Annotated in this window: 25 protein-coding genes; 9 read left to right on the forward strand and 16 right to left on the reverse strand. The window is 72.1% G+C overall.

Going from position 1 to position 24,615, the window contains the following annotated elements; genetic code table 11:
* Positions 1-33: 33 nt before the first annotated feature.
* From IZR01_RS19675 to uraD, 6 genes are all read right to left on the reverse strand, one after another.
* Entirely contained in the window at positions 34-1,428 is a 1,395-nt protein-coding gene (locus tag IZR01_RS19675) for an 8-oxoguanine deaminase (RefSeq protein WP_194893260.1), read from the reverse strand.
* Positions 1,425-1,898, reverse strand: coding sequence for a (2Fe-2S)-binding protein (locus tag IZR01_RS19680; RefSeq protein ID WP_194893259.1), 474 nt, complete (start codon positions 1,896-1,898; stop codon positions 1,425-1,427). The genes IZR01_RS19675 and IZR01_RS19680 overlap by 4 nt, the downstream gene beginning before the upstream one ends.
* The gene (locus IZR01_RS53350; RefSeq protein ID WP_194893258.1) at positions 1,895-2,785 is read right to left on the reverse strand and encodes an FAD binding domain-containing protein; all 891 of its coding nucleotides are present in this window, start codon (positions 2,783-2,785) and stop codon (positions 1,895-1,897) included. Before IZR01_RS53350 ends, IZR01_RS19680 begins: the two co-directional genes overlap by 4 nt.
* A gap of 135 nt (positions 2,786-2,920) precedes the next feature.
* On the reverse strand, positions 2,921-3,784 hold the full coding sequence (pucL, locus tag IZR01_RS19690) for a factor-independent urate hydroxylase (protein ID WP_194893257.1): 864 nt from the start codon (positions 3,782-3,784) through the stop codon (positions 2,921-2,923).
* Positions 3,785-3,787: 3 nt separating this feature from the next.
* The gene (gene uraH, locus IZR01_RS19695; RefSeq protein ID WP_194893256.1) at positions 3,788-4,117 is read right to left on the reverse strand and encodes a hydroxyisourate hydrolase; all 330 of its coding nucleotides are present in this window, start codon (positions 4,115-4,117) and stop codon (positions 3,788-3,790) included.
* Positions 4,114-4,713: a 2-oxo-4-hydroxy-4-carboxy-5-ureidoimidazoline decarboxylase gene (gene uraD, locus IZR01_RS19700; protein WP_194924677.1), complete on the reverse strand. Its 600-nt coding sequence runs from the start codon at positions 4,711-4,713 to the stop codon at positions 4,114-4,116. The genes uraH and uraD overlap by 4 nt, the downstream gene beginning before the upstream one ends.
* A 231-nt stretch (positions 4,714-4,944) precedes the next feature.
* Here uraD and IZR01_RS19705 point away from each other — a divergent pair, with 231 nt between their 5' ends.
* The 5 genes from IZR01_RS19705 to IZR01_RS19725 are packed head-to-tail and all read left to right on the forward strand — an operon-like array spanning position 4,945 to position 9,789.
* Positions 4,945-6,552 carry a helix-turn-helix domain-containing protein gene (locus IZR01_RS19705; RefSeq protein WP_194893254.1) on the forward strand — a complete coding sequence of 536 codons (1,608 nt, stop codon included), beginning with the start codon at positions 4,945-4,947 and terminating at the stop codon, positions 6,550-6,552.
* 15 nt (positions 6,553-6,567) lie between these two features.
* Positions 6,568-7,173: a nucleotidyltransferase family protein gene (locus tag IZR01_RS19710; RefSeq protein WP_194893253.1), complete on the forward strand. Its 606-nt coding sequence runs from the start codon at positions 6,568-6,570 to the stop codon at positions 7,171-7,173.
* Between the two features lie 30 nt (positions 7,174-7,203).
* Positions 7,204-7,722 carry a hypothetical protein gene (locus IZR01_RS19715; protein ID WP_194893252.1) on the forward strand — a complete coding sequence of 173 codons (519 nt, stop codon included), beginning with the start codon at positions 7,204-7,206 and terminating at the stop codon, positions 7,720-7,722.
* Positions 7,723-7,753: 31 nt separating this feature from the next.
* Complete coding sequence (locus tag IZR01_RS19720; protein ID WP_194924678.1) at positions 7,754-9,094, forward strand: YVTN family beta-propeller repeat protein; 1,341 nt, start codon at positions 7,754-7,756, stop codon at positions 9,092-9,094.
* 44 nt (positions 9,095-9,138) lie between these two features.
* The gene (locus tag IZR01_RS19725; protein ID WP_323746236.1) at positions 9,139-9,789 is read left to right on the forward strand and encodes a nucleotidyltransferase domain-containing protein; all 651 of its coding nucleotides are present in this window, start codon (positions 9,139-9,141) and stop codon (positions 9,787-9,789) included.
* A gap of 68 nt (positions 9,790-9,857) precedes the next feature.
* Here the strand turns inward: IZR01_RS19725 and IZR01_RS19730 are convergent, their stop codons facing one another.
* Complete coding sequence (locus tag IZR01_RS19730) at positions 9,858-10,580, reverse strand: TetR/AcrR family transcriptional regulator (RefSeq protein ID WP_194893250.1); 723 nt, start codon at positions 10,578-10,580, stop codon at positions 9,858-9,860.
* 140 nt (positions 10,581-10,720) lie between these two features.
* On the opposite strand from IZR01_RS19730, the gene IZR01_RS19735 reads away from it, so the two are divergent.
* Genes IZR01_RS19735 through IZR01_RS19745 form a run of 3 tightly spaced genes read left to right on the forward strand, consistent with a single transcriptional unit; the run spans position 10,721 to position 15,812 of the window.
* Positions 10,721-11,989, forward strand: coding sequence for an MFS transporter (locus IZR01_RS19735; protein ID WP_194893249.1), 1,269 nt, complete (start codon positions 10,721-10,723; stop codon positions 11,987-11,989).
* 32 nt (positions 11,990-12,021) lie between these two features.
* Positions 12,022-14,514 (forward strand): alpha-L-rhamnosidase-related protein, encoded by a 2,493-nt coding sequence (locus tag IZR01_RS19740; RefSeq protein WP_194924679.1) that lies wholly within the window; start codon positions 12,022-12,024, stop codon positions 14,512-14,514.
* Positions 14,515-14,540: 26 nt separating this feature from the next.
* Positions 14,541-15,812 carry a DUF3089 domain-containing protein gene (locus IZR01_RS19745; protein ID WP_194893247.1) on the forward strand — a complete coding sequence of 424 codons (1,272 nt, stop codon included), beginning with the start codon at positions 14,541-14,543 and terminating at the stop codon, positions 15,810-15,812.
* A 94-nt stretch (positions 15,813-15,906) separates the two neighbouring features.
* Here IZR01_RS19745 and IZR01_RS19750 read toward each other — a convergent pair whose 3' ends face one another.
* On the reverse strand, positions 15,907-16,446 hold the full coding sequence (locus IZR01_RS19750; RefSeq protein ID WP_194924680.1) for a cupin domain-containing protein: 540 nt from the start codon (positions 16,444-16,446) through the stop codon (positions 15,907-15,909).
* 101 nt (positions 16,447-16,547) lie between these two features.
* On the opposite strand from IZR01_RS19750, the gene IZR01_RS19755 reads away from it, so the two are divergent.
* Complete coding sequence (locus IZR01_RS19755) at positions 16,548-17,138, forward strand: TetR/AcrR family transcriptional regulator (RefSeq protein WP_194924681.1); 591 nt, start codon at positions 16,548-16,550, stop codon at positions 17,136-17,138.
* 23 nt (positions 17,139-17,161) lie between these two features.
* Here the strand turns inward: IZR01_RS19755 and IZR01_RS19760 are convergent, their stop codons facing one another.
* The 8 genes from IZR01_RS19760 to IZR01_RS19795 form a co-directional block, all read right to left on the reverse strand.
* Positions 17,162-18,886 carry a cellulose binding domain-containing protein gene (locus IZR01_RS19760; protein ID WP_194893244.1) on the reverse strand — a complete coding sequence of 575 codons (1,725 nt, stop codon included), beginning with the start codon at positions 18,884-18,886 and terminating at the stop codon, positions 17,162-17,164.
* Between the two features lie 13 nt (positions 18,887-18,899).
* A complete protein-coding gene (locus tag IZR01_RS19765; protein ID WP_194893243.1) occupies positions 18,900-19,769 on the reverse strand; it encodes a 3D domain-containing protein in 870 nt (289 codons plus the stop codon).
* 85 nt (positions 19,770-19,854) lie between these two features.
* Entirely contained in the window at positions 19,855-21,123 is a 1,269-nt protein-coding gene (locus IZR01_RS19770; protein WP_194893242.1) for an MFS transporter, read from the reverse strand.
* A gap of 1 nt (position 21,124) precedes the next feature.
* A complete protein-coding gene (locus IZR01_RS19775; RefSeq protein ID WP_194893241.1) occupies positions 21,125-21,799 on the reverse strand; it encodes a helix-turn-helix domain-containing protein in 675 nt (224 codons plus the stop codon).
* A gap of 129 nt (positions 21,800-21,928) precedes the next feature.
* A complete protein-coding gene (locus IZR01_RS19780) occupies positions 21,929-23,080 on the reverse strand; it encodes an RNA polymerase sigma factor (protein ID WP_323746235.1) in 1,152 nt (383 codons plus the stop codon).
* Positions 23,077-23,490: a YciI family protein gene (locus IZR01_RS19785; protein ID WP_194893271.1), complete on the reverse strand. Its 414-nt coding sequence runs from the start codon at positions 23,488-23,490 to the stop codon at positions 23,077-23,079. Before IZR01_RS19785 ends, IZR01_RS19780 begins: the two co-directional genes overlap by 4 nt.
* A gap of 81 nt (positions 23,491-23,571) precedes the next feature.
* A complete protein-coding gene (locus tag IZR01_RS19790; protein WP_228554291.1) occupies positions 23,572-24,024 on the reverse strand; it encodes a VOC family protein in 453 nt (150 codons plus the stop codon).
* Between the two features lie 126 nt (positions 24,025-24,150).
* The gene (locus IZR01_RS19795; RefSeq protein WP_194893239.1) at positions 24,151-24,522 is read right to left on the reverse strand and encodes a DoxX family protein; all 372 of its coding nucleotides are present in this window, start codon (positions 24,520-24,522) and stop codon (positions 24,151-24,153) included.
* Between the last annotated feature and the right edge of the window lie 93 nt (positions 24,523-24,615).

Consider the following 24,615-nt stretch of genomic DNA (forward strand, 5'->3'; position numbering starts at 1 on the left):
GCGTGCGGGGCCGTATCAGGGTGCGGGGCCGCATCAGGACGCCTCCATCAGCGAGCGGGCGGCGGTGCGGCAGGCCCGGGCCAGCGCGTCCTCGTCGGCGGTGGCCAGCGTGCCGTCCTGGACCACCGGATTGCCGCCGACCGCGAGCAGCCGCAGCGGGGCCGGCGGGCCGAAGACCAGCGCGGCGACCGGGTCGGCGATGTCGGCGTGACCCAGACCGTTGAGATCCCACAGCGCGACGTCGCCGAGCTTGCCGACCTCCAGCGAGCCGATCTCGGCCTCGCGCCCCAGCACCCTCGCACCGCCCATGGTCCCCAGCCGCAGCGAGGCGCGGGCGTTGAGGGCCTCGGCCGGGTTGGAGGACAGGGCACGCAGCCGCGAGACGTACATCGCCTGCCGCAGCTCCTCCACGAGCATCCCCGACTCCTGCGACGCCGCCCCGTCCACGCCGAGTCCGACCGGGGCACCGGCGGCCAGCAGGTCCTTGATGCGCGCGTGGCCGGAGCCGAGGCGGGCGTTGGAGGATGCGCAGTGCGCGGTGCCGGTCCCGGTGTCGGCGAAGCGGCGGATCGCCGAGTCCGACAGGTGCACGCAGTGCGCCAGCCACACGTCCGGGCCGAGCCAGCCGAGCTTGTCGGCGTACTCCGCCGGCGTGCAGCCGTGGGTGGCCAGGCAGAACTGTTCCTCGTCGAGGGTCTCGGCCAGGTGCGTGTGCAGCCGGACCCCGTGTTCGCGGGCCAGGGACGCGCTGTGCACCATCAGGTCGCTGCTGACCGAGAACGGCGAGCACGGCGCCAGGCCGATGCGCAGCATCGAGTCGAACGAGGGGTCGTGGTAGCGCGTGATCGCGTCCTGACTCGCGGCCAGGATGTCGTCGAGCCGCTCCACCACCTCGTCCGGCGGCAGTCCGCCGTCGGACGCGCCGCGGTCCATCGAGCCGCGCGTGGGGTGGAACCGCAGGCCGATCTGGCGCGCCGCCTCGATCTCCGCGCCGAGCAGGTCGCCGCCGTGGCGCGGGAAGACGTAGTGGTGGTCGGCCGAGGTGGTGCAGCCGGTCTTGGCCAGCCAGGCCAGGCCGCCGCGGGCCGCCGCGCCGAGGGTGTCCTCGGTCAGCCGGGCCCAGATCGGATACAGCTCGACCAGCCAGCCGAACAGGGCGTCGTCCTGGGCCAGGCCGCGGGTGATCCACTGGTAGAGGTGGTGGTGGGTGTTGACCAGGCCGGGGGTGGCCAGGCAGCCGGTGCCGTCGACGACGCGCGCCCCGTACACGTAAGGCGCGGGCCCGGATCCGACGGCGGTGATCCGGCCGTCGCCGATGACGACGTATCCGGACTCGTATTCGGTGTTCGCGGCGTCGACCGTGGCGATCGCGGCGTTCTGGATGACAGTGTTCTGCTGCGCCCCGCCGCGTTCAGTGAGGGTGCTCATGCGATACCGGCCTTAATAGCGGCCGCCTCGCGGACGGCGTCGAGGATCTTCTCGTAGCCCGTGCAGCGGCACAGGTTCCCGGCCAGGGCCTCCCGGATCTCCGGGTCGGACGGCTCGGGGTTGCGCTCGATGAGGTCGTGGGCCTGGACCAGCAGCCCGGGGGTGCAGAAGCCGCACTGGACGGCGCCGGCCTTGATGAAGCAGGCCTGCACCGGGTCCAGGCGGTCGCCGTCGGCGAGGCCTTCGACGGTGCGCACCTGCCGGTCCTGCACCTGGCCGGCGGCCACCAGGCAGGAGCAGACCGGGACGTCGTCGAGGTAGACGGTGCAGGACCCGCATTCGCCCTGCTCGCAGGCGTTCTTCGAACCCGGCAGGCCGACGCGTTCGCGCAGGACGTACAGCAGGCTCTCGCCTTCCCACACGTCGTCGGCCTCGGCGCTGCGGCCGTTGACCGTGAAGGTCACTCTCATGTCAGTTCCTTGCTGCTCTGGCAGCTCTGGCTGCTCTGATGCTCGCGCCAGGCCCAGGTCAGGGTGCGGCGGCCCATCACCGAGAGCGCGTGCCGGCGGTAGGCGGCGGTGCCGCGGACGTCGTCGATCGGCGCGGCCGCGGCGGCCACGAGTTCGCCGAACCGGGTCGCGATCCTCGGGTCGAGGTCGGCGCGGCTGTCCCAGGGCAGCGCGTCCGCGGCGAACAGCTCGGCCTCGAACGGGCGGCGCGGGGTCGGGGCCGCGGAGCCGATGCCGGCGCCGACCTTGCGGGCCGCGACGTCCAGCGCCACGGCGAACGAGCAGACGGCGATGACCATCGCGTTGCGGGTGCCGATCTTCGAGAACTGCTGCGGGCCCTTGGCCGGGGCCAGCAGGACCGCCTTGATCAGCTCGTCGGCGGCCATGGCGTTGCGTTTGACGCCGAGGTAGAACTCGGTGGCCGGGATCGCCCTCACGCCCCGCTCGGCGCTCTCCACCTCGATGACCGCGTCGGTGGCGACCAGCACCGGGTGCGTGTCGCCGGCCGGGGAGGCCGCGCCGAGGTTGCCGCCGACGCCGCCGCGGTTGCGGATCTGCGGCGAGCCGACGGTGCGCGAGGCCATGGCCAGGCCGGGCAGGTCGGTGCGGAGCTCGTCGATGATGCGGGCGTAGGGGACGCTCGCGCCGAGCCGGATCGTGCCGTCCGGATCCCGGGTCCACTGCCGCAACGCCGGGATCCGGTTCAGGTCCAGCAGCGCGCCGGGGCGGCGCCGGTCGAAGTTGAGCTCGACCATGACGTCGGTGCCGCCGGCGATGGGGACCGCGTCGGGCCGCTCGGCGCGGGCGGTCAGCGCCTCGGCCCAGGTGGCGGGGCGTAGGAAGTCCACTGATGTGCTCCGGGGGTGCTGAAGGGTTCTCGGGCTGGGCCGGTCTGGACTGGGCCGGACCGGGGCCGGTTTGGACTGGACCGGGCTGCCTGGACCGGGGTGGACCGGGCTGTGCTGGGCTGGAAGGCCCGGGCCTCAGGTCCAGGCCGGGCCGGGGTCGCGGGCGTCGTCGCGGCGGACGTCGCCCTCGATCAGGCCGTAGGGCCGGTCGGCGGCCAGGAACGTCTCGTTCGGGTTGTCCAGGCCGAACGGGGCCGTGTCGTAGAGGAAGTGGTGCTTGTTCGGCAGCTTCAGCCGGACCTCGCACAGCTCCGGGCTTTCTTCCAGGACCCGCGTGCCCATCTCGAACAGTGTCTGCTGGAGCGAGCGGCTGTGCGTTCGCACAAACGCCTCCAGCAGGGCGTTCTTAGCCCGTTCGTAGGACTTGCCCCACTCACCGGATTCGCCGGTGTGCCGCCATTGGGCGTGGATCTCGGTGGCCAGGATGCGGTCTTGGGCTTCGGCCAGCGTGGTGTATTCGTCCTTGACGTAGCCCCAGAACTCCGAGTCGGTGGAGTTCAGTACGGTGAGGTCCTTCAGGCCGCTGACGATCCAGACGTCGGTGCCGTCGTAGTGGACCGTGCAGGTCCGGGTGCCGCCGCCGACCCGCAGGAAGGAGTGCGGGCCGTCGCCGATGCGCTCCCAGGCGTGCTCGGCGACCTCGACGCGGGCGTGGGCGATGCCGGGCTGGGAGTCGACGAAGTGCCGGGCCAGCAGCAGGGCGTAGTCCTCGATCTCGACGGCGCCGTGGCGCTGGGCGAAGGCGAAGCACGTGTTCTTCATGGTGTCGGTCGGCAGGACTCCGGAGTTGTCCCCGGTCAGGTGGGTCGCGTCCAGGTCGCCGGACAAGGCGACGGAGACGGTGAGGTCCTTGATCTGGTGGACCGGGCCCTCCTTGGTGATCCGGACGACCCGGTTCTCGCACTTGCCGTAACGGTTGTCCCCCAGGACGATCGGCATCGACTAGCTCCCTCGATAGGTCGAGTAGGCGAATGGGCTGAGCAGCAGCGGCACGTGATGGTGCGCGTCCGGGTCGGTCACCGTGAAGGCGATCGCGACCTCGGGGTAGAAGTAGTGCTCGACGCCGGCCGTCTGGAAGTAGGCGGCGGTATCGAAGACCAGGCGGTGCGGGCCGCCGAGCAGGTCCGGGGCGAAGCGGATGCGGCCGTCGGCGTCGGTGCGCTCCCGGGCCACCGGCAGCCAGCCGTCGGGGCGGGCCACGTCCAGGCGGACCGGGACGCCGACCGCGGGACGGCCTTGGACGGCGTCCAGGACGTGGGTGGACAGGCTCATTTCGCGACTCCCGTTGTGGCGGCAGCGGATTCGGCGCTGTCTTGACCTCCGGCCTTAACACCGGGAGAAGAAGATGCGGCGGTTTGCCCGACGCGCTCCAGGCGCAACAGCACGATCTCGGCGAGCTCGGCGCGCACCACCTGCTGCTCGGTGGCGGCGTCGTGGTCCAGGCGCCGGCGAGCGGCCGCCAGGATCTCCTCGGCCGACCGGCCCGCCGCGCGGATCAGGAAGACATGGCCGAAGACCTGCTCGTATTCCGCGTTGGCCAGGGTCACTTCCCGCAGCACCGAGTCAGCGCCGCCGGCCGCCGCCGACTGCTCGGCCCGCGACCACCGCGCCTCCCGCGACTGCCCCGCCGCCTTGTCGCCGATCCGCGGATGCGCGTCGAGCGCCTCCAGCACGTCCGACCACCGCAGCGCCTTCATCGCCGCGCTCGCGGCCGACGCCAACTCGGTCCAGCCGCCGTACGGGCGTCCCGATGCCATGGCGGCCACCCAGCGCTGGCTGGCACAGCAGGCCGACAGCTCCTGCCTCGCTTGCTCCGCGGACCAGGCGTTCAACACGGTCACCGCCTCGCGGCGGGTATCACCGGGCATCAGCGCCTCCTTCCGGCTTCGTGGTGCCGAGCGGCACGATGGTCAGTGAACCGCCGCCGGCCCGGTCCCGGCCACGGGCCGAAACCATGAAGGAGCAGTCCGTCGGCGGCCGGGGTTTCGGAGGATCGTCCAAAGACGCCGCTCACAGGCCGTTCCTAAGCTGCGCGGTGCGGAGGTAGCCTCGTTTCGATCAAGACCGCCCCGAGCGCCGGCAGGAAGGGGGAGCGGCCCGTGCGACTGCGTGACCTGCTGGCCGCCCCGATGCCCGGCCTGGAGCTGCTGACCGGCGCCGACGCCCTGCTGGAACGGGAGATCAGCTGGGTGGCGACGACCGATCTGCTGGACCCGGGCCGGTATCTGAACGGCGGCGAGCTGGTGCTGACCGGCCTGGTCTGGCGGCGCGAGCCCCGGGACTCCGAGCGGTTCGCCCGGGCCGTGGCCGAGGCCGGGGCGGCGGCCGTCGCCGCCGGCGACGCCTCCGGCGCGCCGATCCCACCGGACCTGATCCGCGCCTGCCGCACCCACCGCACCCCGCTGTTCCGGGTCCCGACCGAGCTGGCCTTCGCCACCCTCACCGAGCACCTGGCCCGGCAGCTGTCCGCCGAGCGGGCCGCCGACATCGGCTCGGTCCTGGAGCGGCACGGCCGCCTGGTCTCGGCCTCGGCCGCCGGAACCGCGCTGGCCCCGATCCTGGAGCTGCTGGCGCAGGACGTCGGCATGCCGTGCTGGGTCCTCACCCCCGCCGCCCGGCCGGTCGCCGCCTCGCACGAGCCGATGCCGCCGCCGGAGGCCGAGGCGACGGTCCGCGAAGCGCTGCGCGCCGGACAGCTCCCGGCCCGGATCCGCCGCCGCTCGGTGTTCGCCATCAGCTCCGGCTCCCGGCTCACCGACTGGTACCTGGTCTTCGACGGCGACTACGAACGCTGGGACCCCCGGCGCCAGGCACTGGCCTGGAAGGCGGCCGCGGTGCTGGCGATCGAGCGGGAGCGGCTGGCCGCGCGCCGCGCACCGCTGCGGCAGCTGGGCGCCGAGCTGGTGCGGCTGATCGCCGAGGACGGCGGCGCCGCCGAGATCGCCGCCCGGGCCGACCTGGTCGGCGTCGGCTCGGACACCGAGGTGCAGGCGCTGGCGCTGGCCGGTCCCGCCGGCCAGTCCGGGGCGATCCTGCGGGCGCTGTTGGAGGACGTCGCCGAGGAGGTGCGGCTGCGGCTACCCGCTGCGCTCAAGCCCGGCGCCCCGGAATCCGGACCCGGCTCTGGACCCGGATCCGGGGCCGGCGCCGGATCCATCTCCGAACCCGACTTCCCGATCGCCGAGTTCCCCGACCACGCGGTCGCGCTGGTGCCGGGCCCGCCGCCGGACGTGGCCGCGCAGCTTCGCGACCTGCTCGGCGCGATGGCCGCCGGGCTCGGACGCGAGCGGCTGGCGATCGGCGTCGGCAGCCGGCGGGCCGCGGGGCTGCGGGCCACCGTCGACGAGGCCCGGCACGCGCTGCGCATCGGCCGGGCCCGCAGCGACCAGGTGAGCGTCATCGGCCACGAGGAACTGGCCTCGCACGTGCTGCTGCTGTCGGGGCTGCCGGAGGACGTGCGGGTCGCCTACCGCGATCGGCTACTGGGCCCGTTGCGGGCCTACGACGCTTTGCACCGCTCGGATCTGGAGGCCACGCTGGAGGCTTTCCTGGCGTGTTCGACGTCGTGGACGCGCTGCGCGGAGCAGATGCACGTCCACGTCAATACCCTGCGATACCGGGTCGCCCGGATCGAGGAGCTGACCGGGCGCAGCCTGGCCGATCTGGAGACGCAGGTGGATCTGTTCCTGGCGTTGCGGTTGCGATAGATGCGGTTGCGATAGATGGACGAGGTGGTGGCCGAGGTGACGGCCGAGGTGACGGCAGCTGTGCAGATCGGCGCGGTGATCCTGGCGGCCGGGGGCGGGCGGCGGCTCGGCGGACGCCCCAAAGCGCTGCTGACCCACGGCGGCGGACTACTCGTCGAGCGGGCGGTGCGCACGGCGCGCGCCGGCGGCTGCGCCGAGGTGGTCGTGGTCCTGGGCGCCGAGGCCGCCGAGGTGCGGCGGCGGGCGGACCTGACCGGGTGTGTCGTGGCGGTGAATCAGGACTGGGAGACGGGGATGGGCTCCTCGCTGCGCGCCGGGTTGGCGGCGCTGCCCGCCTCGTGCGGCGCGGCCGTGATCCTGTTGGTGGACCAGCCTTTCGTGACGTCCGAGGCGGTCCGCGCCGTCGTCGCCGCCGGCGCGGAAGTCGCCGCCGCGACCTACGAGGGACGCCGCGGCCATCCGGTGCTGATCGCCGCCCGGCACTGGCCCGAGGCGTCGGCCGCGGCGGTGGGCGATCGGGGTGCGCGGGACTTCCTGGCCCGGCACGAGGTGGCCTCCGTGCCCTGCCACGGTTCGCCGGCCGATATCGATGTTCCCGAGGACTTGATGCTGCTTGACTGAGAGTAAACACCACGAAGACGAAGGACGCTGATGGCGCGCATCAGAACCCTGAAGGACGTCCACCCGACCCGTCGCGGGATCGTGCTCGCCTGGTGGGCGTTCACCGTCACCTTCGGCGGGCTCCGGCTGCTGACCTGGGCCATCCACGTGCACGTGGGCGGCTTCGGGAACGTGACGGCGGGCAGCGTGCACATCCACCACTATCTGTGGGGGATCCTGATCCTGATATGCGTGGCCGCGGCCGGGGTCATAGAGCGCTCGCCGCAGTGGCACGCGTGGATGGGGTTGTTCTTCGGGATCGGGCTGGCGCTGGTGGTGGACGAGGCGGCGCTGCTGATCGAGTTGAAGGACGTCTACTGGACCGGAGCCGGCGGGGTGAGCGTGGCGATCGCGCTGATCCTGATCGGGCTGGCCGGGAGCATCTTGGCGCTCATGTGGGTCCGCGGCATCGAGGAGGAGAAACAGGAGAAGAGAGAGGAAAGCCCTACCGGCTCGCCAGGCTCCGCCCCCTCGCCAGAGCAGCCCGATCGCGATAAAACAGAGCTCTGAGTTACTCGGCAGTGCCTCCGAAGGAGCCCGCGTGACCTCCGCCCTGCTTCCGCGCTCCACCCGACCACGCGCGGCGGCCGCCGTCGCGCTCTGCCTGCTCGCCGCCGGGACGCTCACGGCGCTGACCGCCGCGCCCGGCCACGCCGCCGGCGCGCCGCTGCCGCCGGGGACGTACGTCTACGTCGCGAACTCCTCGTCGAACACGGTCTCGGTCATCGACACCGCCACCAACACCGTGGTCGACACCGTCCCGGCCGGCATCTCCCCGACCGGCGTCGCCGCCTCGGCCGACGGGCGGCGCGTCTACGTCACCGACTCCGGCTCCGGCGCGGTCCGGGTCATCGACACCCAGGCCGCCGCCGGACCGGCGGTAGTGGCCATCATCGCGGTCGGCGTCCAGCCGCAGGCGGCCGTGCTGTCCCCCGACGGTTCGCGCCTCTACGTCGGCAACGACGTCTCGGGCACGGTCTCGGTCATCGACACCACCGCCGACTCGGTACTCGCGACCGTCCCCTCGGGCTCCGGCGCCGAGGGCCTGGCCGTGTCGCCGGACGGCTCCCGCCTCTACGTCGCCAACACCGGCAACCACTCGGTCACCGTCATCAACACCGCCGACGACACGGTCGCGGCCACCGTCCAGGTCGGCGCCAGCCCGGTCGGCCTGGCGGTCTCCCCCGACGGCGGCCACGTCTACGTGCCCGACCACGGCGACGGGACCCTCACGGTGATCGACACCGCGAGCGACACCGCCGCGGCGACCGTGCCGATCGGCGGCAGCCCGCACAGCGCCGTCGTGAGCCCGAACGGCGCCTCCGTCTACGTCACCGACGCCGCCTCCGGAACCGTGTCGGTGGTCAGCACCACGACCGAGGCGGTCACCTCGACGTTCAGCGTCGGCACCGCACCGCACGGCATCGCACTGACCATGGCCCCGGGCGGCGGCTCGGCCTACGTGGCCGACTACGGCGCCAACGACGTCTCCGTGGTGAATCTGAGCTCTGACACCCTCACCGCCACAGTCCCGGTCGGCACGAACCCGGTCTACCTCGCGGCCTCGGTGATCCCGCCCGCCCCCACCGCACTGACCGCCGGCACCGCGACACTGACCCTGCTCCCACTCGGCGAGGCAGACCTCAACGCCACCCTGACCAGCGCCGGCGCCCCCCTGGCCGGACAGCGCATCACCTTCACCGACACCAGCGGCGGATACCTGTGCCACGCCACCACAGACCAGGCCGGGCGGGCAGCGTGCAGCACCGCACCGGGCCTGCTGGACTCGGTGGGCGTACTACTGACCGGCTACCGGGCCTCGTTCGCGGCGGATCGGTACTACACAGCATCGACCGCGCACGGGAACACAGCACTGCTCTAGCACTCCTTCCACACACAGATTCCCGGTGCGATACCTTCCGTGCGGTGACCCAACCACCGCCGGAAGACCGCACCGACCTGTCCCCCGCCGACATCGAAGCCCTCGACACCCGCTGGGCCCACGCCTGGACCCCGGCCGAAGTCGCCTCGCGCCTGACCGGCGTCACCGCACCCTGGTACGTAGCCGCCGGCTGGGCACTAGACCTGTTCCGCGGCAAGCAAACCCGGCGCCACAGCGACCTGGAAATCGCCATCCCGGCCGCGCACTTCACCGAAATCCGCGACCGGTTCACCGACTACGTCTTCGACGCGGTCGGCGACAAGTGCCTGTGGCCGGCCCCCTCGCCGGAGACACTGGCCGCCACGCACCAAACCTGGCTCCGCGACCCGGCCACCGACGACTACCTGGTCGACGTCTTCCGCGAGCCACACGAAGGCCGGACATGGATCTGCCGCCACTCCCCCACGATCCGGCTCCCGTACGACGACATCATCTGCCACACACCGGACGGCATCCCCTATCTGACCCCTGAACTGGTGCTCCTGTTCAAGGCCAAGCACGCGCGACCGAAGGACCAGGCGGACTTCGCCGGCATCATGCCGGAGCTGGACCCGGCTCGGCGCGCGCGGCTGGCCGAGCTCATCGGGCAGGTGTATCCGGGGCATCGCTGGCTTGCCGAGCTCGCGGAGCTATAGCCACCTGCGGTTCACGAGCTTTCGCGAGGCCACTTCATGAGGTGGTTCAGAGCGCTTCCTTCGCCCCGCTACAGGACACTGACCCGCAGCTCCAGCACCAACTCGCGCGCATAAGCCTCGACCATCGCGACCAGGTCGATGTCCGCCGGGTCCAGCAGCCACTGGGTGTGCAGGCCGTCGATGAACGCCACGATCTCCACCGACTTGGCGTGCGGGTCCACATCGCGCCGCATCTCCCCGGCGGCCTGCGCGCGCCGGATCATGTCGGCGATCGCGTGGCGCAGGCGCCGGTAGCGCTCGGCCAGTTGCTCGTGTGCCGGGTCGTCCGGGTCCAGGTTCTCGGCGACCAGTACCGCGAACAGGCGGACCAGGTGCGGGTCGGCCTGGTTGCGGCGGGCGAAGCCGGGCATGCCCTCGATCGCCGCCAGGCCGCCGAGGGCCGCCAGATCGGCGACGATCTCGCGGCTGTCGGCGTCGCGCTGCTCGATCACGGCCTGGAGGAGCGCCGTCTTGGTCGGGAAGTAGTAGAACAGCGCCGGTTCGGTGATGCCGATCTGCTGCGCGATCTCCGCTGTGGCCACGCCGCGGTAGCCGCGCTGGGCGAACAGGTGCGCGGCGACGTCCAGGATCTCGGCACGCCGGCGCGCGCCGCGGGCCGTCTTGCCGGCAGCGCCAGCACCGGCCGTCTTGCCGGCGGCGGCGCGCGGCGTGCGCGAGCTGCGCGGCGGGCCCGATCCCCGCACGTCGCGCTCCCTCTGCTCACCGCGTTCGCCGTTCGGCACGTCCGTCACGCGTTCATCTCTATCACCACCGGTCCCGGTATCGCGGCGGCGGTCGGTCAGGTTTCTTGCGCGTTGCCCTTGCGTCACACCCCCAGGATAATTTTTACTGAGTACTAAGTAAATAAGCCTCGCCCTCCGGAAGGCCCGCCATGAGCGCTGTCGCCCTCGACGGAAGCTCCACCCCGGTCGCGGCCCAGGCCCCGGCCAGCCGCCTCACCTGGCTGTACGTGGCCGCGGTGTTCGGCAACGCGCTGGCCACGATCACCGTCCTGACCTCCTCGCTGGCCACCCGCATCGACCACCTGGACCACGCGCACAAGGACGGCGCGCTGGCCATGGTCGTCGCGGTCGCGGCCGTGGTGGCGCTGCTGGTGACGCCGGTGTCCGGACGGCTCACCGACCGCTGCGCCTGCCGGCACGGGATGCGCCGGCCGTGGATCGCCGGGGGTGTGGCCGTCGGGTTCGCCGGGCTCGTGGTGATGGCCGCGGCGCCGAGCATCTGGCTGCTGGCCCTCGGCTGGTGCGTCGCGCAGGGCGGATACAACGCCAGCGGGGCCGCGCTCAGCGCCGTGCTGCCGGACCAGTTCCCGGCGGCGGTGCGCGGCCGGATCGGCGGTTTCGTCGGGCTGGCCACGGCGGTCGCACCGGTGGTCGGGACCGGGATCGCCGTGGTCTTCCAGCCCTCGCCGGCCGGGATGTTCCTGGTGCCGGGCGTGATCGCGGCCGCTCTCACGCTGCGGCTGGCGCAGCGCCTGCCGGATCGGCGGCTGAGCGCCGGGACCGTGCTGCCGCGGCTCACCGCCGGGACGATCGCCCGCAGCTACTGGGTCTCGCCGCGCCGCTTCCCCGACTTCGGGTGGGCCTGGCTCAGCAGGTTCCTGATGATCGGGGCGTTCGCCGCGATCCAGCTGTATCTGAAGTACTTCTTGCAAGACGAGCTCCACTACTCCTCCGACGCCTCCACCGGCTTGGTCGGCGTCTCGACGGTGGTGATGGTCGTGTTCATGGTCGGCGCGTCGGTGTACTGCGGGCGCCTGTCCGACCGGCAGGGACGCCGCAAGATCTTCGTCGGGGTCGCGGCGGCGCTGTTCGGTGTCGGCGCGGTCATCGCGGCGAGCGCCCCGAACCTGGCCGTCTTCGAGGTCGGACTCGCCGTCGCCGGCGCCGCGCTGGGCACGCACCTGGCCGTGGACCTGGCGCTGGCCGCCGACGTGCTGCCGGACCAGGACGGGGACGCCGGCAAGGACCTCGGCGTGTTCACCACCGCCAGCGCGGTCCCACAGATCCTGATGCCGGCGCTGGCCCCGGCCGTGCTCGCCATCGGCGGCGGCCACAACTACCGGGCGCTGTATGTGGTCGCGGCGGTGTTCGCGGTCGCCGGCGCGCTGGCGGTGCGCCCGGTACGCGGCGTGCGCTGACCGGCCCCTCCCCTTTCGAGAAAGGCAGAACGATGAGTATCCCGGCGACCCAGGCGTGGCGGGGGCAGTGGATCTGGAGCGGGCGGAGCGGCGTCGGCGCCCCGGCGCCGGACAACCCGATGAACGGTGCGCTGGATCCGGAGTACTACGACCGGCGCGTGCTGTTCCGCAGGTCGTTCGAGCTGGATGAGGTGCCTGGCGAGGCGCCGTTCCGGATCACCGCCGATTCGCGGTACGTGCTGTATGTCAACGGTGTGGAGCTCGCGCGCGGGCCCATCCGGCACGGCCAGCGGGAGCTGCGCTACGACCACGGCGACGCGGCGCCGGTGCTGCGCGCCGGGCACAACACCGTCGCGGTGTTCGCCCGCTTCTACGGCAGCCGCACCGCGTGGTGGCTGCCGACGCCGACGACGTTCACGCTCGGCGGCGGGTCGCTGGTCGCGGAGCTGCGGGTCGGCCAGGAGTGGATCGCCACCGACGACAGCTGGCGGTGCCGGGAAGCGACGGCGTGGACGCCTTCGCGGCCGCTGACGACGATCTCGCCGCAGATCCCCGAGGTCTTCGACGCGCGGGAGCTGGATCCGGAGTGGGCTTCGCCGGAGTTCGACGACGCGGATTGGGACGCGGCGCGGGTGGTCGCCTCGATCCACGTGGGTGGGATCGGGCGCACCCGGCCGCCGGTGGATCCGTACGGTGCGGTGCTCGCCCGGCCGATTCCGCAGTTGACGGCGGTGCCGCAGGATCCGGAGACGGTGTCGGTGACGGCGGTGACGGCGGCGGTGACATCGCTTTCCGAGCCCGGTACTGAGCCCGGTACTGAGCCCGGCATTTCGGAATCAGCCGCGACCCGCCTGAGCACCGCCCTGCGCGAGACCGGCGAGAACCGCACCGACCCCGGCGCCTGGCGTCCGGGCCTGACCATCCCCGCCGGCGACCACCTCCTGGTCGTCGACTTCGGCAAGGTCGTCAGCGGCACCGTCCGCTTCGCCCTCACCGCCGAGCCCGGCACCACGCTGGTCGGCGCGCTGGTCGAGACCCCCAAGCCGGCCGCCCTCGCCAGCGCCCAGACCTTCCACTACACCGCGCGCGGCCACGCCGACGCCTTCCAGGCCCACGATCCCTCCGGCGGCCGCTACCTGCTGCTGGTCGGCGGCGCCGCCACGCTGGACGACCTGGCCGTGGTCGAGCGGCTGCGCCCGCGTCCCACCGGCCCGTATTTCGCGTGCAGCGATCCGCTGCTCAATCGCATCCATGCCACCGGCCTGCGCACCGTCGACCTCACCGCGCACGACGCCTACATCGACTGCCCCACCCGCGAGCAGCGCGCCTGGACCGGCGATTCGGTGGTGCACCAGTCCGTGGACCTGGTCGCGAATCCGGACTGGAGCCTGGCGCGCTGGCACCCGGTGCTGGCCGCGCGGCCCCGGCCGGACGGTCTGCTGCCGATGGTCGCGGCCGGCGACGCCGCCGACCCCGGCATCGTCAGCATCCCGGACTGGTCGCTGCACTGGATGCGCTCGGTCCACAACCTCTACCGCTACACCGGCGACGCCGATCTGGTCGGTGCTCTGCTGCCGACCGCCGAGAACGTGCTGCGCTGGTTCACGTCCTTCCTCGGGCAGGACGGCCTGCTGCACGACGTCGCCGGCTGGGTGCTGGTCGACTGGTCGCCGGTCCCGGTCAGCGCCACCAGCACCGCGCTCAACGCGCTGTTCGCCCGGGCCCTGGCCGACTTCGCCGAGATGGCCGACTGGCTCGGCGACAGCGGCCGGGCCCGCTGGGCCTGGACCCTGCACACCACGCTCGCGCAGGGTTTCGAGGTGTTCTGGGACGAGGAGCGCTGGGCCTACCGGGACCAGATGATCGACGGCGTGGTGCAGCCCTCGGTCAGCGAGCACACCACGGCCGCGGCGGTCTGCGCGGAGATCGTGCCGACCGAGCGGCACGTGCGGCTGCGCACCTTCCTGCTCAACCGCTCCCCGATGTTCACCCGCTCGCCGGTGGCCGCGCACGGCAGCGACGCCGACGGCGCCCCGGCCGCCGCCGCGATGTTCGCCGCGCCGATCCCGGACTGGGACACCGCGCAGCTGGTCGTCGGCGCGCAGCCGTTCTTCCGGTACGTCGTGCACGACGCGCTGGCCCTGCTCGGGGCCGCCGACCGGCTGCCGGACCTGTGCCGGGACTGGGGCAAGCTGCTGGACGCCGGGCCCACCGCGCTGCGCGAGACGTGGGAGGGCGGCAGCGCGTGCCACGGCTGGTCCGCGACGCCCAGCCGGGATCTGCTGGTGTACGTCCTCGGGATCACCCCGGCCGAACCCGGGTACGCGCGCGTCCGCATCGCCCCTCGGCTCGGCGACCTGGAGTGGGCGCGCGGCGCCGTGCCGACGCCGCATGGGCTCATCGAGGTGCGGGTCGATGATCTGTCAGTGCTCGTGGACTCCCCGGTCCCGGTGGACCTCAGTCTGCGGGAAGACCAACCCCCTATCAGCCTGCCACCCGGTCGGCGCATGGTTCCGCTCACGTGACCATGGCCCGGACAAGGAGCTCAGTTATGAAGTGGAAGAAGCGGAACAGGTCCTATTCGGTGTTGGCTGCCGGGATGCTGATTGCCGGAGTTGTCGCCGGTGCGCCGGCGGCGGCGCGCGCGAATGCCGACTCGGCAACACCGGCCCCGTCGGTCGCGTCGCCGCTGGCCGCGCCGGTGTGGCTGTGCGATCCGGCGCTGGCGAGCGACCCGTGCGGGCCGACCGTGCACTATCCGAGCGGGAAGACCGAGGACGTCGGCGCGGTCGACGAGCCGTTCCAGATCCCGTCCGCGCCGCCGGTGGACTGCTTCTACGTCTACCCGACCATCGACACGCTGCCGAACCCGCTGCTCCAGGTCGGTTCGCTGCCCCCGACGCCGACCGATCCGGAGATGGCGGTGACGCTGGCGCAGGCCGAGCGGTTCGCCGGCACCTGCCGGATGTTCGTGCCCGTATACCGGCAGGCGTCGCTGACCGAGGTGGCGCTGGGGCTGGTGCTGAAGTCGCCCGCCGACCTGGCCACCGGCGAGATGGACGTGGCGCAGGCCTGGCAGGACTACTGGACGCACGACAACGTCGACCCGGCCACCGGGCAGCGGCGCGGCGTGATCCTGATCGGGCACTCCCAGGGCAGCGCGGATCTCATCACCCTGATCCAGCAGCAGATCGACGGGAACGCGGCGATGCAGCGGCAGCTGGTCGGGGCGTATCTGCTCGGCGGGAACGTACAGGTGCCGACCGGGCAGCCGGACGGCGGCGGGACCGATGCCGGGGCCACCTTCCAGCACATCCCGCTGTGCTCGAACGACACGCGGTTCGGGTGCGTGGTCGCGTATTCGAGCTATGACGAACCGGCCGGGCAGGCGCCGGGCGCCACAGCGGTGTTCGGGCGGCCGACTGCCGCCGGGTACCAGATCGCGTGCACGAACCCGCACGCGCTGCTCACCGGGGCCGCGCCGGACAGCCAGCAGCCGCTGGCGACGTACCTGCCGTCACGGCAGCTCGTCGAGGGCGGCGCGCTGAACCCCAGTGGGAACCTGGGGCTGGTCGGCGCCGGGTACACGCTGCCGGACGTGCCGGCGGGCTTCGCGCACTTCCGCGGCGAGCTGCTCGGGCAGTGCCGGAATCAGGACGGCGCGTCGTGGCTCCAGCTCACCGATCTCGGCGGGCTGCTGCCGACCTCGACGCAGACCTCTGATTTGGGGACGCATGTCGTGGATTACAACGTGGCGCTCGGTGATCTGACGGCGCTGGCGGCGCGGCAGGCCGCGGATTGGGCCGCGAACAGTTCTCAGTAGACCGGTTCACGAGCGCTGATCCACCGGCATCGGCCTGGTCGCCCGGGCCGATGCCGGTAGATCCGAACAAGCTCGGCGACGAGCCCGAATGTCGCTAGTACAGCGAGGTGCCGCGCTCCGGACGGCTCGCCGGGACCAGGTACTCCGCGGGCATCTGGGCCTCGGGGGCCAGCGGCGGACCGAGGACGGTCTGGCCCAGGCCCTCGCCGATCTTCGCCAGGCTCTTGATGTCGACGGCCCAGTCCTCCGGCTTCGGCTGCGACAGATCCCAGCCGGCCGCGCGGAAGAAGGCCTCCATGCCCGAGGGGTTGCAGATGGTGAGCAGTTCGGCCTCGTCGGAGGTGAAGACGTAGCTGTGCGGCAGACCGCGGGGCAGGAAGGCGGTGTCGCCCGAGGACAGTTCCCACCGCTGATCACCGGACCAGAAGACGCCGGTGCCGGACAGGAGGAAGACGGTCTCGTCCTCGCGCTCGTGCACGTGGACCGGGGAGGCGACACCGGCGCGCATGGTTGAGCGGAAGGCTGTGAGGCGGCCGTCGGTGGCGTCCTTGTCGAGCACGATGCGGTGAACGCTGCCGGCGATCCAGGCGATCTGCTGTTCCTGCCCCGCCCGTGTCACGTACGCCAGAGTCATCGAGCACTCCCTCGTTTGTCGGCACCCGCCGGTGTGGTTGCTAAGTGGGGTGGCCCCCCAGTTATCCTAGGACACAGACGCCCGACACATGCGACAGAACCATGACACACGAACCTCTGATTCCCCTGCGCGCCGACGCCGCCCGTAATCGGGCGGCGATCATCGCCGCTGCCGCGGCGCTGTTCCGCAGGGACGGCGCGGATGCCTCGCTGGAGGAGATCGCGCGTGCGGCCAAGGTGGGCTCGGCGACCCTGCACCGGCACTTCACCAGTCGTCAGGCGCTCCTGGACGCCGTCTTCATCGGCGTCGTGGATCAGCTGTGCGCGGACGGCCGCGAGATCCAGGCCTCGGCGCCGGCCTCGCAGGGCCTGTGGACGTGGCTGGAGTGGGTCGCGATCCACTGCGCCGCCGAGGACGCGCTCTCGCGGTTGATCCGGGACGGCGCGGCGAGTCCGGAGTACCGGGCGAAGTCCGTTGAGGTTTTAGAGGAAACCGGCCACGCGCTATTGGAGAAAGCGGTCGCCGCCGGTGCCGCGCGCGCCGACGTGTCGATGGCCGACCTGCTGACCGTCGTCAACGCCGTCGCCGGGGCGGCCCGGCCCGGGGATGTGCCCCGGCTGATCTCGCTCGTGCGGGAGGGTGCGGTGCCGCGCAGTGAGCACAGCGAAAGCGGCCCCAGATCAGGTCACTGATCTGGGGCCGGGCGGGAGATCGATCAACCCTGATAAGGCGCGATCATCTTCGAGAACTCATACGGCGTCTGCGTGATGTCAGTGCACTTCGACAGTGAACCGGTGCAGGCGTTGCCGTCCCGGGTGACGTCCCAGAACGCCAGCTCGCCGAGGTGCTGCTGCTGGGCGAAGGCGAGCAGTTGCTGCATGTCGCTCTGGTAGAACACCTCCGAGGAGTCGTCGTTCTGGCCGATCATCGGGGTGACGCCGATCATGTTCCAGACCTGCGCCGAGGTGAGCGCCGGGTACAGCGGCGTCAGCTGGCTGTAGAGGGACTGCGCGGTGTCGATGGCGTATTTGCCCATCTGGCCGCTGGGGTTGGGGGCCTCGATGTCGCCGAAGTCCATGGCCATGCCGTTCACCATGGCGATCTTGGCGCCGTACTTGACCGCCGACTGCACCACGTACAGGCCGTCGGAGGTGAGGCCGGAGGGCAGGATCGGCAGGGTCAAGGTGACGGTCAGCGGTTTGCCGGCCGCGGCGGCGCTGTGCTGGAGGGCGGCGATGGCCTGGGAACGGCGGTCGATGGAGGCCGGGTCGGCGACGGCGGAGCCCTCGATGTCGAAGTCGATCTGGGTGAGGTTGTAGGCGGTGATCGCCGACTGGTAGGCGGCGGTCAGGGACGGCACGTCGGTGCAGGACTGCGCGAGTTCGGTGCCGGCCTCGCCGCCGAAGGACGGCTTCACGTCGCCGCCGATGGCGCGCAGGCTGGCGATGTCGGACTGTTCGAAGCCAGCCGACATGGCGTAGGCGTTGAACCAGCTGGGGCTGCACGTGGCGGTGCCGTTGACGATGAAGCCGAGGGAGAACTGGCGCAGGCCCGTGGTCTCGGCGATCTGGGTCAGGTTCGGGGTGGGCCAGGCGCCGATGTCGACGAACGGCGCCGCGACGCCGGGCAGGTGCCCGCCGCCGGTGTCCGCCAGCGTGGTGGCGCTGACCGCCGCGCTGGGTGCCGACAGGTTCCCGGCCTCGTCGTAGGCGCGGACGGTGAACGAGTACGACGTGGAGGGCGACAGGCCGGTGACGGTCGCCGCGGTGCCCGGGGAGGTGGCGACGATCGTCGAGCCCGAATACACGTTGTAGCCGGCGACGGTGACGTTGTCGGTGGAGCCGGTCCAGGACAGGGACGCGGCGCTGGCGGTGGTGCTCAGGGCCGTCAGTGCGGACGGCGCGGTCGGGGGCTGATGGTCCGCGCTACCGTCGCAGGGGTCTGAGTTGAGCTGGCAGGCGGAGGGGTCGGCGTAGGTGCCGGAGTAGCTGGCGTCGAAGCCGATGGTGACCGAGGCCCCGGCCGCGATCGTGGTGTCGAAGGACTGCGCGGCGACGGTGTGGGTGGTGCCGCTGACGGTCTGGGTGCCGCCCCACATGCTGGTGACGCTCTCGGTGGCGGGGAGGCTGAACTGGAGCGACCAGGTGTTCAGCGGGACGGTCATCGGGTTGGTGAGGACGTACTGGCCTTGGAAGCCGCTGCCCCAGTCGGAGATCTTGGAGTAGACCGCGGTGGGGAGCGCGGTGGTGGCGGCTTTGCTGGCCACAGCGGTGCTGTGGGCTGCGGCCGTGCTGTGGGCTGCGGCGGTTCTGCTGGCGGCCGACGTGGCGCCGGGGGCGGCCGAGGCGGTCGGCGCGGCCAGTGCCAGACCCGCGGCCACCAGGGCGCCGGCGGCGAGGGCGGCGACCGGCAGCGGCCGTCGTCGGGACGATATGCGCATCAGGTTCCTCCTTCTACCGCGCCGGCGCTGCTGCCGTCGATCCGCTGAACGGGTTGGCGATGATGGTGACCGAGCGGTGCTGCACGCCCCAGCCGTTCGCCTGGGTGCCGGGGAGCCAGACGTCGACGGTGTCGTTCTGGATCCAGGTGCCGATGTCGGCGGCGTAGCAGGTGCCGTAGCCCGGGACGGTGAAGTAGGTGCCCCACGGGATCACTCGCGGGTCGACCGCGCACACGCCGAGTTGGGCGTTGTAGCCGGAGGCGGTGCTGCCGCCGTCGTTGTAGGAGGTGACCATCATGGTGATGCTGCTGCCGACCGGGGTCTGCCACGGCACCACCGCGCCGTCGGTGTTCAGCACGTAGGGGGCCGACATCTGGCCCAGCGAGGCGTCCGAACCGCTCTGGTCGCTCATCGCCTCGAAGGAGTAGTAAGCGTTCTGACACGGCGCGGTGTCGACCGCGGTGAGGGCGGGCTGGCCCCAGTCGGTGACCCAGGCCACGGACTGCCCGTTGCGCCACACCCGGTAGGCCTGCGCGCCGGGCACGCGGTTGAACGTGATGTTGACCTGGCTGCCGGTCAGGGTCCCGGTGACGCCGCCGGGCGCGGGCAGCCGGCCGGCGGCGAAGTCGACGGGCTGCGCGGTCTGCAACGGCGGCACCCAGGGCGTGTCGGTGCGCGTGGGCGGCGTGACGTTGGTCCAGAACGGACAGGTCGGCAGCCCGGAGGTGCCGTCGGCGCGGGCCGGCTGCGCGCCGGCGACCCCGGCCGCGCCGAGCGCGGTGACGGCCAGGGCCAGGGCGCCGAGCAGCGCCCGGATCCGGCGTCCCGGCCGGCGGTTCGGGGCGTGCTCGGGTATTCGTCGCCTGATGGGGAACGAGCTCATGGTGTGCTCCAGTGACGTCGGATGGCGGGTGGCTCCGGAGCCGCAGGGGTCATAATTGGACTAGACCACAGGGCTGTCAAGGGAGTCAGGACCCTTCGCGGGCCACAAGGGTCGGGCAAGGGAGCCGGCGCCGGTCCGCGAGGCGGACCCGGACCACCACCGCGAGTCCGGCCAGGAGCCAGACGGCACCCTGCGCGGCCAGGACCGCGATGGTGCCGACCCGGCTGCTGAGGTAGCCCGCGGCCACGGTGCCGATCAGCACGGCGAGGCCTTGGACGGCGCCCAGCGCGCCGAACACGCGTCCGCGGAACGCGTCTTGGACGCCACGCTGGAGCAGCGTCATCATGCCCGCGGCGGCCAGGGCCGAGGGCAGGCCGACCACGATCATGCCGACGATGGCGGGCCACAGCGCCACGTAGAAGACGGGATACAGGAAGATCGCCAGATCCACCGCGCCGAAGGCCGCGGCACCGTAGCCGAGGAGCCGCGAGGCGGGTATTCGATGGCTGATGGCGGCGGCGAATACGCCGCCGGCGATACCGCCGACTGCCTGGGCCGCGGCGAACAGGCCGAACTGTCGGCTGGTGCCGTGCAGGGTGTGTTCGACGAACGGTGTGACCAAGGTGACGAAGACCCCCTCGCCCAGGCTGGTCACCAGGCCGAAGAGCATCAGTGCCCGCAGGGTCCGGCTCTTCCCGACCAGCGCCAGCCCGGCCCGCAGATCCGTGGCCACGCTCGCCAGCCGCGTGCGCGACACCGCTTCGCGGGCCACGCGGCCGCTGGTCCGGAGGCCGGCCAGCAGTGCCGCGGAGACGATGAAGCTGGCCGCGTCGGCGATGGTGACGGCGGCCAGGCCGCCGAGCGCCGCGAGCACTCCGCCCAGGGCCGACCCGGCCAGCCGCGCCACGTCCCCGACCTGTCCGCTGATCGCGTTGGCGGTCGGCAACCGGTCGTCGGGCACGAGCCTGGGGACCATCGCGCGCTGCGCCGGGGAGAAGAACTGCTGGACGGCGCCCTCCCACACCAGGACGAGATAGACGATCCACACGTCGCCGCGACCGTGCACGGCCAGCAACGGCACCAGCCCGGCGGCCAGGAGCAGGTCGGCGCAGACCATGGTCTTCTTGCGGTCCCAGCGGTCGGCCAGCGTCCCGGCGACCGGGCCCAGGAGCACCTGGGGCACTCCGGCCGACAGCATCGTGAACCCGGAGGCGACGGTCGAGCCGGTCATCGCATAGACCTGATACAGCAGCCCGATCAGCAGGATCCAGTCGCCGGACATCGATATGAGCCCGGCGGACAGGGCCAGGCGCAGATCGCGGTGTGCGGCCAGGACGCGCCATGTGGTCCGCACCTCAGGCCTCTGGTTCCGGTTCTGGCTCGGGCTCGGGCTCGGGCTCTGACTGTGGCTCGGGCAAAGGCCCACGCGCCGGGGCCGGGGTGGGCACCGCGAAGTAGGCGAGGTCCACCGGCACCGAGCCGTCGGGCCGGGACGCGGCGTCCCCGATGGGCCGGGCGTCGGTGTGCCGGCGGACCATCGCCTCGAACTCGGCGGTGATGGCCGACAGTTCGGCGGCGGTCAGGTAGACGGTCGCGGTCGCGACGCCCGAGCCGTCCAGCCATTGGCTCGGCCAGGTGTGCCGGCTCTGCCGCCAGCGGGTGAACCCCTCGATCACGCGCTCGGCGATGACCTGCTCCAGCACCTCGGTCGCGGCGGTCGCCTCCGGCGTGGGCTGGGCGTCAGGCCACTGATAGCCGTCTTCGACCGGCCGCCAGGGGCGCTCGCGCTTGTCCTTGCCCGGAATCTGTTCGATGAAGCCGTACTTGGCCAGCAGCCGCAGATGGTGCGAGGCCACGCCGTGGACGAGGCCGAGTTCTCGGGCGACCTCGGCCGTCGTGGCCTGCCCGCGCCGGCCCAGCGCGGCGAGCAGGTCCAGGCGCAGCGGGTGGGCCAGGGCCCGGATGACGACCGGGTCGTTGAGGAGCCGGCCGCGGTGCGGAGGTTGTGCGGGCTCTGATTCCAGGGACATGCCTGGATTGTTGAAGGCGCGCTGTCAGATGTCAAGCAAGTGCCTGGAATCGAAGCATCTCGCCGCGAGCTCGATCAGACGCAGGCTCAATCAGATGCGAGCTCGATCAGATGCGAGCGACCCGTCGCCCTAGGGCTGCACCCCTTGCCGTACCCGCGCCGCCTGCCGCGCGAGGTAGTCCCGCTCCGGCACGTTGGTGGCCGCGTGCGAGGCCTGCGCGTACAGGTCAGCGGCCTGAGCGAGGTCGCCGGCGCGTTCGTGGAGGTAGGCGGCCACGGCCGCGTGCCGTGGCACGTCGGGCGCGACCTCGGCGAGCGCCTTGAGGCCCGCGTGGGCCCCGTCGGCCTGGCCTACGGCGACCGCGCGGTTGAGACGCACTACCGGGCTGTCGGTGAGGGCCAGGAGTTCGTCGTACCACTCCACGATCTGCACCCAGTCGGTCTCAGCGGCCTGGGATGCGTCCGCGTGCAGTGCGGCGATCGCCGCCTGCGCCTGGTACTCCCCCAGCCGGTCGCGGGCCAGGGCGGTTTGCAGGATCGCCACGCCTTCGGCGATCAGGGCGCTGTCCCAGCGGGCGCGGTCCTGTTCGGCCAGCGCGATGAGCCGGCCGCCGGGGCCGGTGCGGGAGTCGCGGCGGGCGTGGTGCAGCAGCATCAGGGCGAGCAGGCCGGCGACTTCGGGGTCGTCGTCGGTGAGGGCGGTGAGTTGGCGGACCAGGCGGATCGCCTCGGCGGCCAGGTCTATGTCGCCGCCGTAGCCCTCGTTGAAGACCAGGTACAGCACCCGCAGGACGGTGGTCAGGTCGCCGGGCTGGTCCAGCGGCAGTCCTTCGATGCGGCGTTTGGCGCGCACGATGCGCTGCGCCATCGTCGCCTCCGGGACCAGGCAGGCCTGGGCGATCTGCCGGGTGGTGAGTCCGCCGACGGCGCGCAGGGTCAGCGCGACGGCGGCGGCCGAGGGCAGGGTCGGGTGCGCGCACAGGAAGTACAGGCGCAGGGTGTCATCGGCGGCGGGGACGGCTCCGCCGGCTGGTTCGGCGTCGACGATCAGCTCGCGCCGCTGGCGGGCGGTCTCGGAGCGGGCGGCGTCGACGAACTTGTGCCAGGCGGCGGTGACCAGCCAGCCTTTCGGGTCCCGCGGCGGGTCCTCGGGCCAGACCTGGAGCGCGCGGATCAGCGCCTCCTGGACGGCGTCCTCGGCCGAGGAGAAGTCCGCACCGCGCCGGACCAGGACGCCGATCACCGCCGGGACCAGGTCCCGCAGCTGTGCGTCGTCGTTCACTCGGCGGTCTTGGGGGCCTCGGCACCCATGAACGGCCGGACTTCCAGCCATTCGTACAGCGGCTCGCCGCCGGGGCCGGGCACCGCGGACAGCTCGCCGGCGAGCTCGACGGCGCGGTCCCAGGAGTCGACGTCGATGATGTACCAGCCGGCGATCACGTCCTTGGTCTCGGCGAACGGGCCGTCGGTGATCGGGGGCCGGCCCTGGCCGCCGTAGCGGATGAACGCGCCGGCCGGGGACAGGCCCTGCACGTCGACGAACTCCCCGGTCTCCTCCAGCCGGGAGCCGAAGTCGTGCATGAACTCCATGTGCGCGTCGACTTCTTCGGGGGTCCACTGGTCCATCGGCGGGTAGTCCACGGCCGGGGTCGGGCCGCCCTGGTAGTGCTTGAGGATCAGGTACTTCATGATGCTTCTCCTTATGACTGTGCTTAGCAGGCGATGACTGCGCTCAGTAGGCGTTGGAAGGGGTCGAGCGGGTCAGGCGAGTCCTCAGGCGCTCTGTGCCGCGCCGATGTTCTCGTCGAGCTCGACGATGATCCCTTCGGGGCCGCGCAGGAAGCACATGAGGTAGCCCTGGAAGCTCTCGACCGTCCCGACCGTGTCGTAGCCCTTGGCACGCAGGTCGGCGAGCAGGTCCTGAAGCCCCTCGACCTCGAAGCAGATATGGATCAGGCCGAGCCGGTTCGACGCCGGGGCGTGCGGGCCCAGTTCGTCCGGGCAGGCCAGGTGCTTGACCAGCTCGATCTGGCTGTGGCCGTCGGGGGTGCGGACGAAGACCACGTCGGACACGGGCTCGGCCAGCCCGATGATCCGGCCCACCATCTCCCCGCCGACCTTCGCCTCGCCGACCGGCTCCATCCCGAGTGCGGAGAAGAACTCCTTCGCGGCGGCCATGTCCTCGACGTTGATGCTCACGTGGTCCATGCGGCGGATCTTGCCCATGACGGCTCTCCTCGGTGCTCACGCGGCCCCGGTATGGCCGCTCGTGCCCCTGGGACGGAGCCGGCCCGGCGTTCTCGACACCGGGCAGGAACCACTATCCAAGAACCGCCGCGCCTTTTCGCGCGATCACCAGCTGTACGGCCCGAAACGTCCCCAGCACAGCACTGCGGCCAGCAGGAACAACACGAGCGTGACCGCCACGCCCGGCGTCTCGCCGCGCCGCAGGTGCACCCGCGCGCCGAGCAGCATCATGACCCCGAGCCCGAGCGCGGCGGTCGGGGTCAGCGGGGTGGCGACGCCCAGGGCGGCCGGCAGGATCAGTCCGAGCGCGCCGGCCAGTTCCGCGCCGCCGATGAAGCGGATCATCGGCGGCGAGTAGTCCGCCAGCGCCGGGGCTTTGACGATCACCTTGTCCTTGGGCTGGAAGGCCTTGCCGAGGCCGGACAGGGCGAACAGGGCGGCCAGCGCCGCCTGCAGGATCCACAGGAAGATGTTCACGTTGCCCGGGACGAGACGGCCCGGCCGATCGTGACACCGGCCAGGCTCGCCCCGGCGCCCCGCTGCGCCGGAGCAGGCTAGCGCCTCAGCGCT

Source organism: Catenulispora pinisilvae (assembly GCF_015356865.1).
Taxonomy (GTDB): Bacteria; Actinomycetota; Actinomycetes; order Streptomycetales; family Catenulisporaceae; genus Catenulispora; species Catenulispora pinisilvae.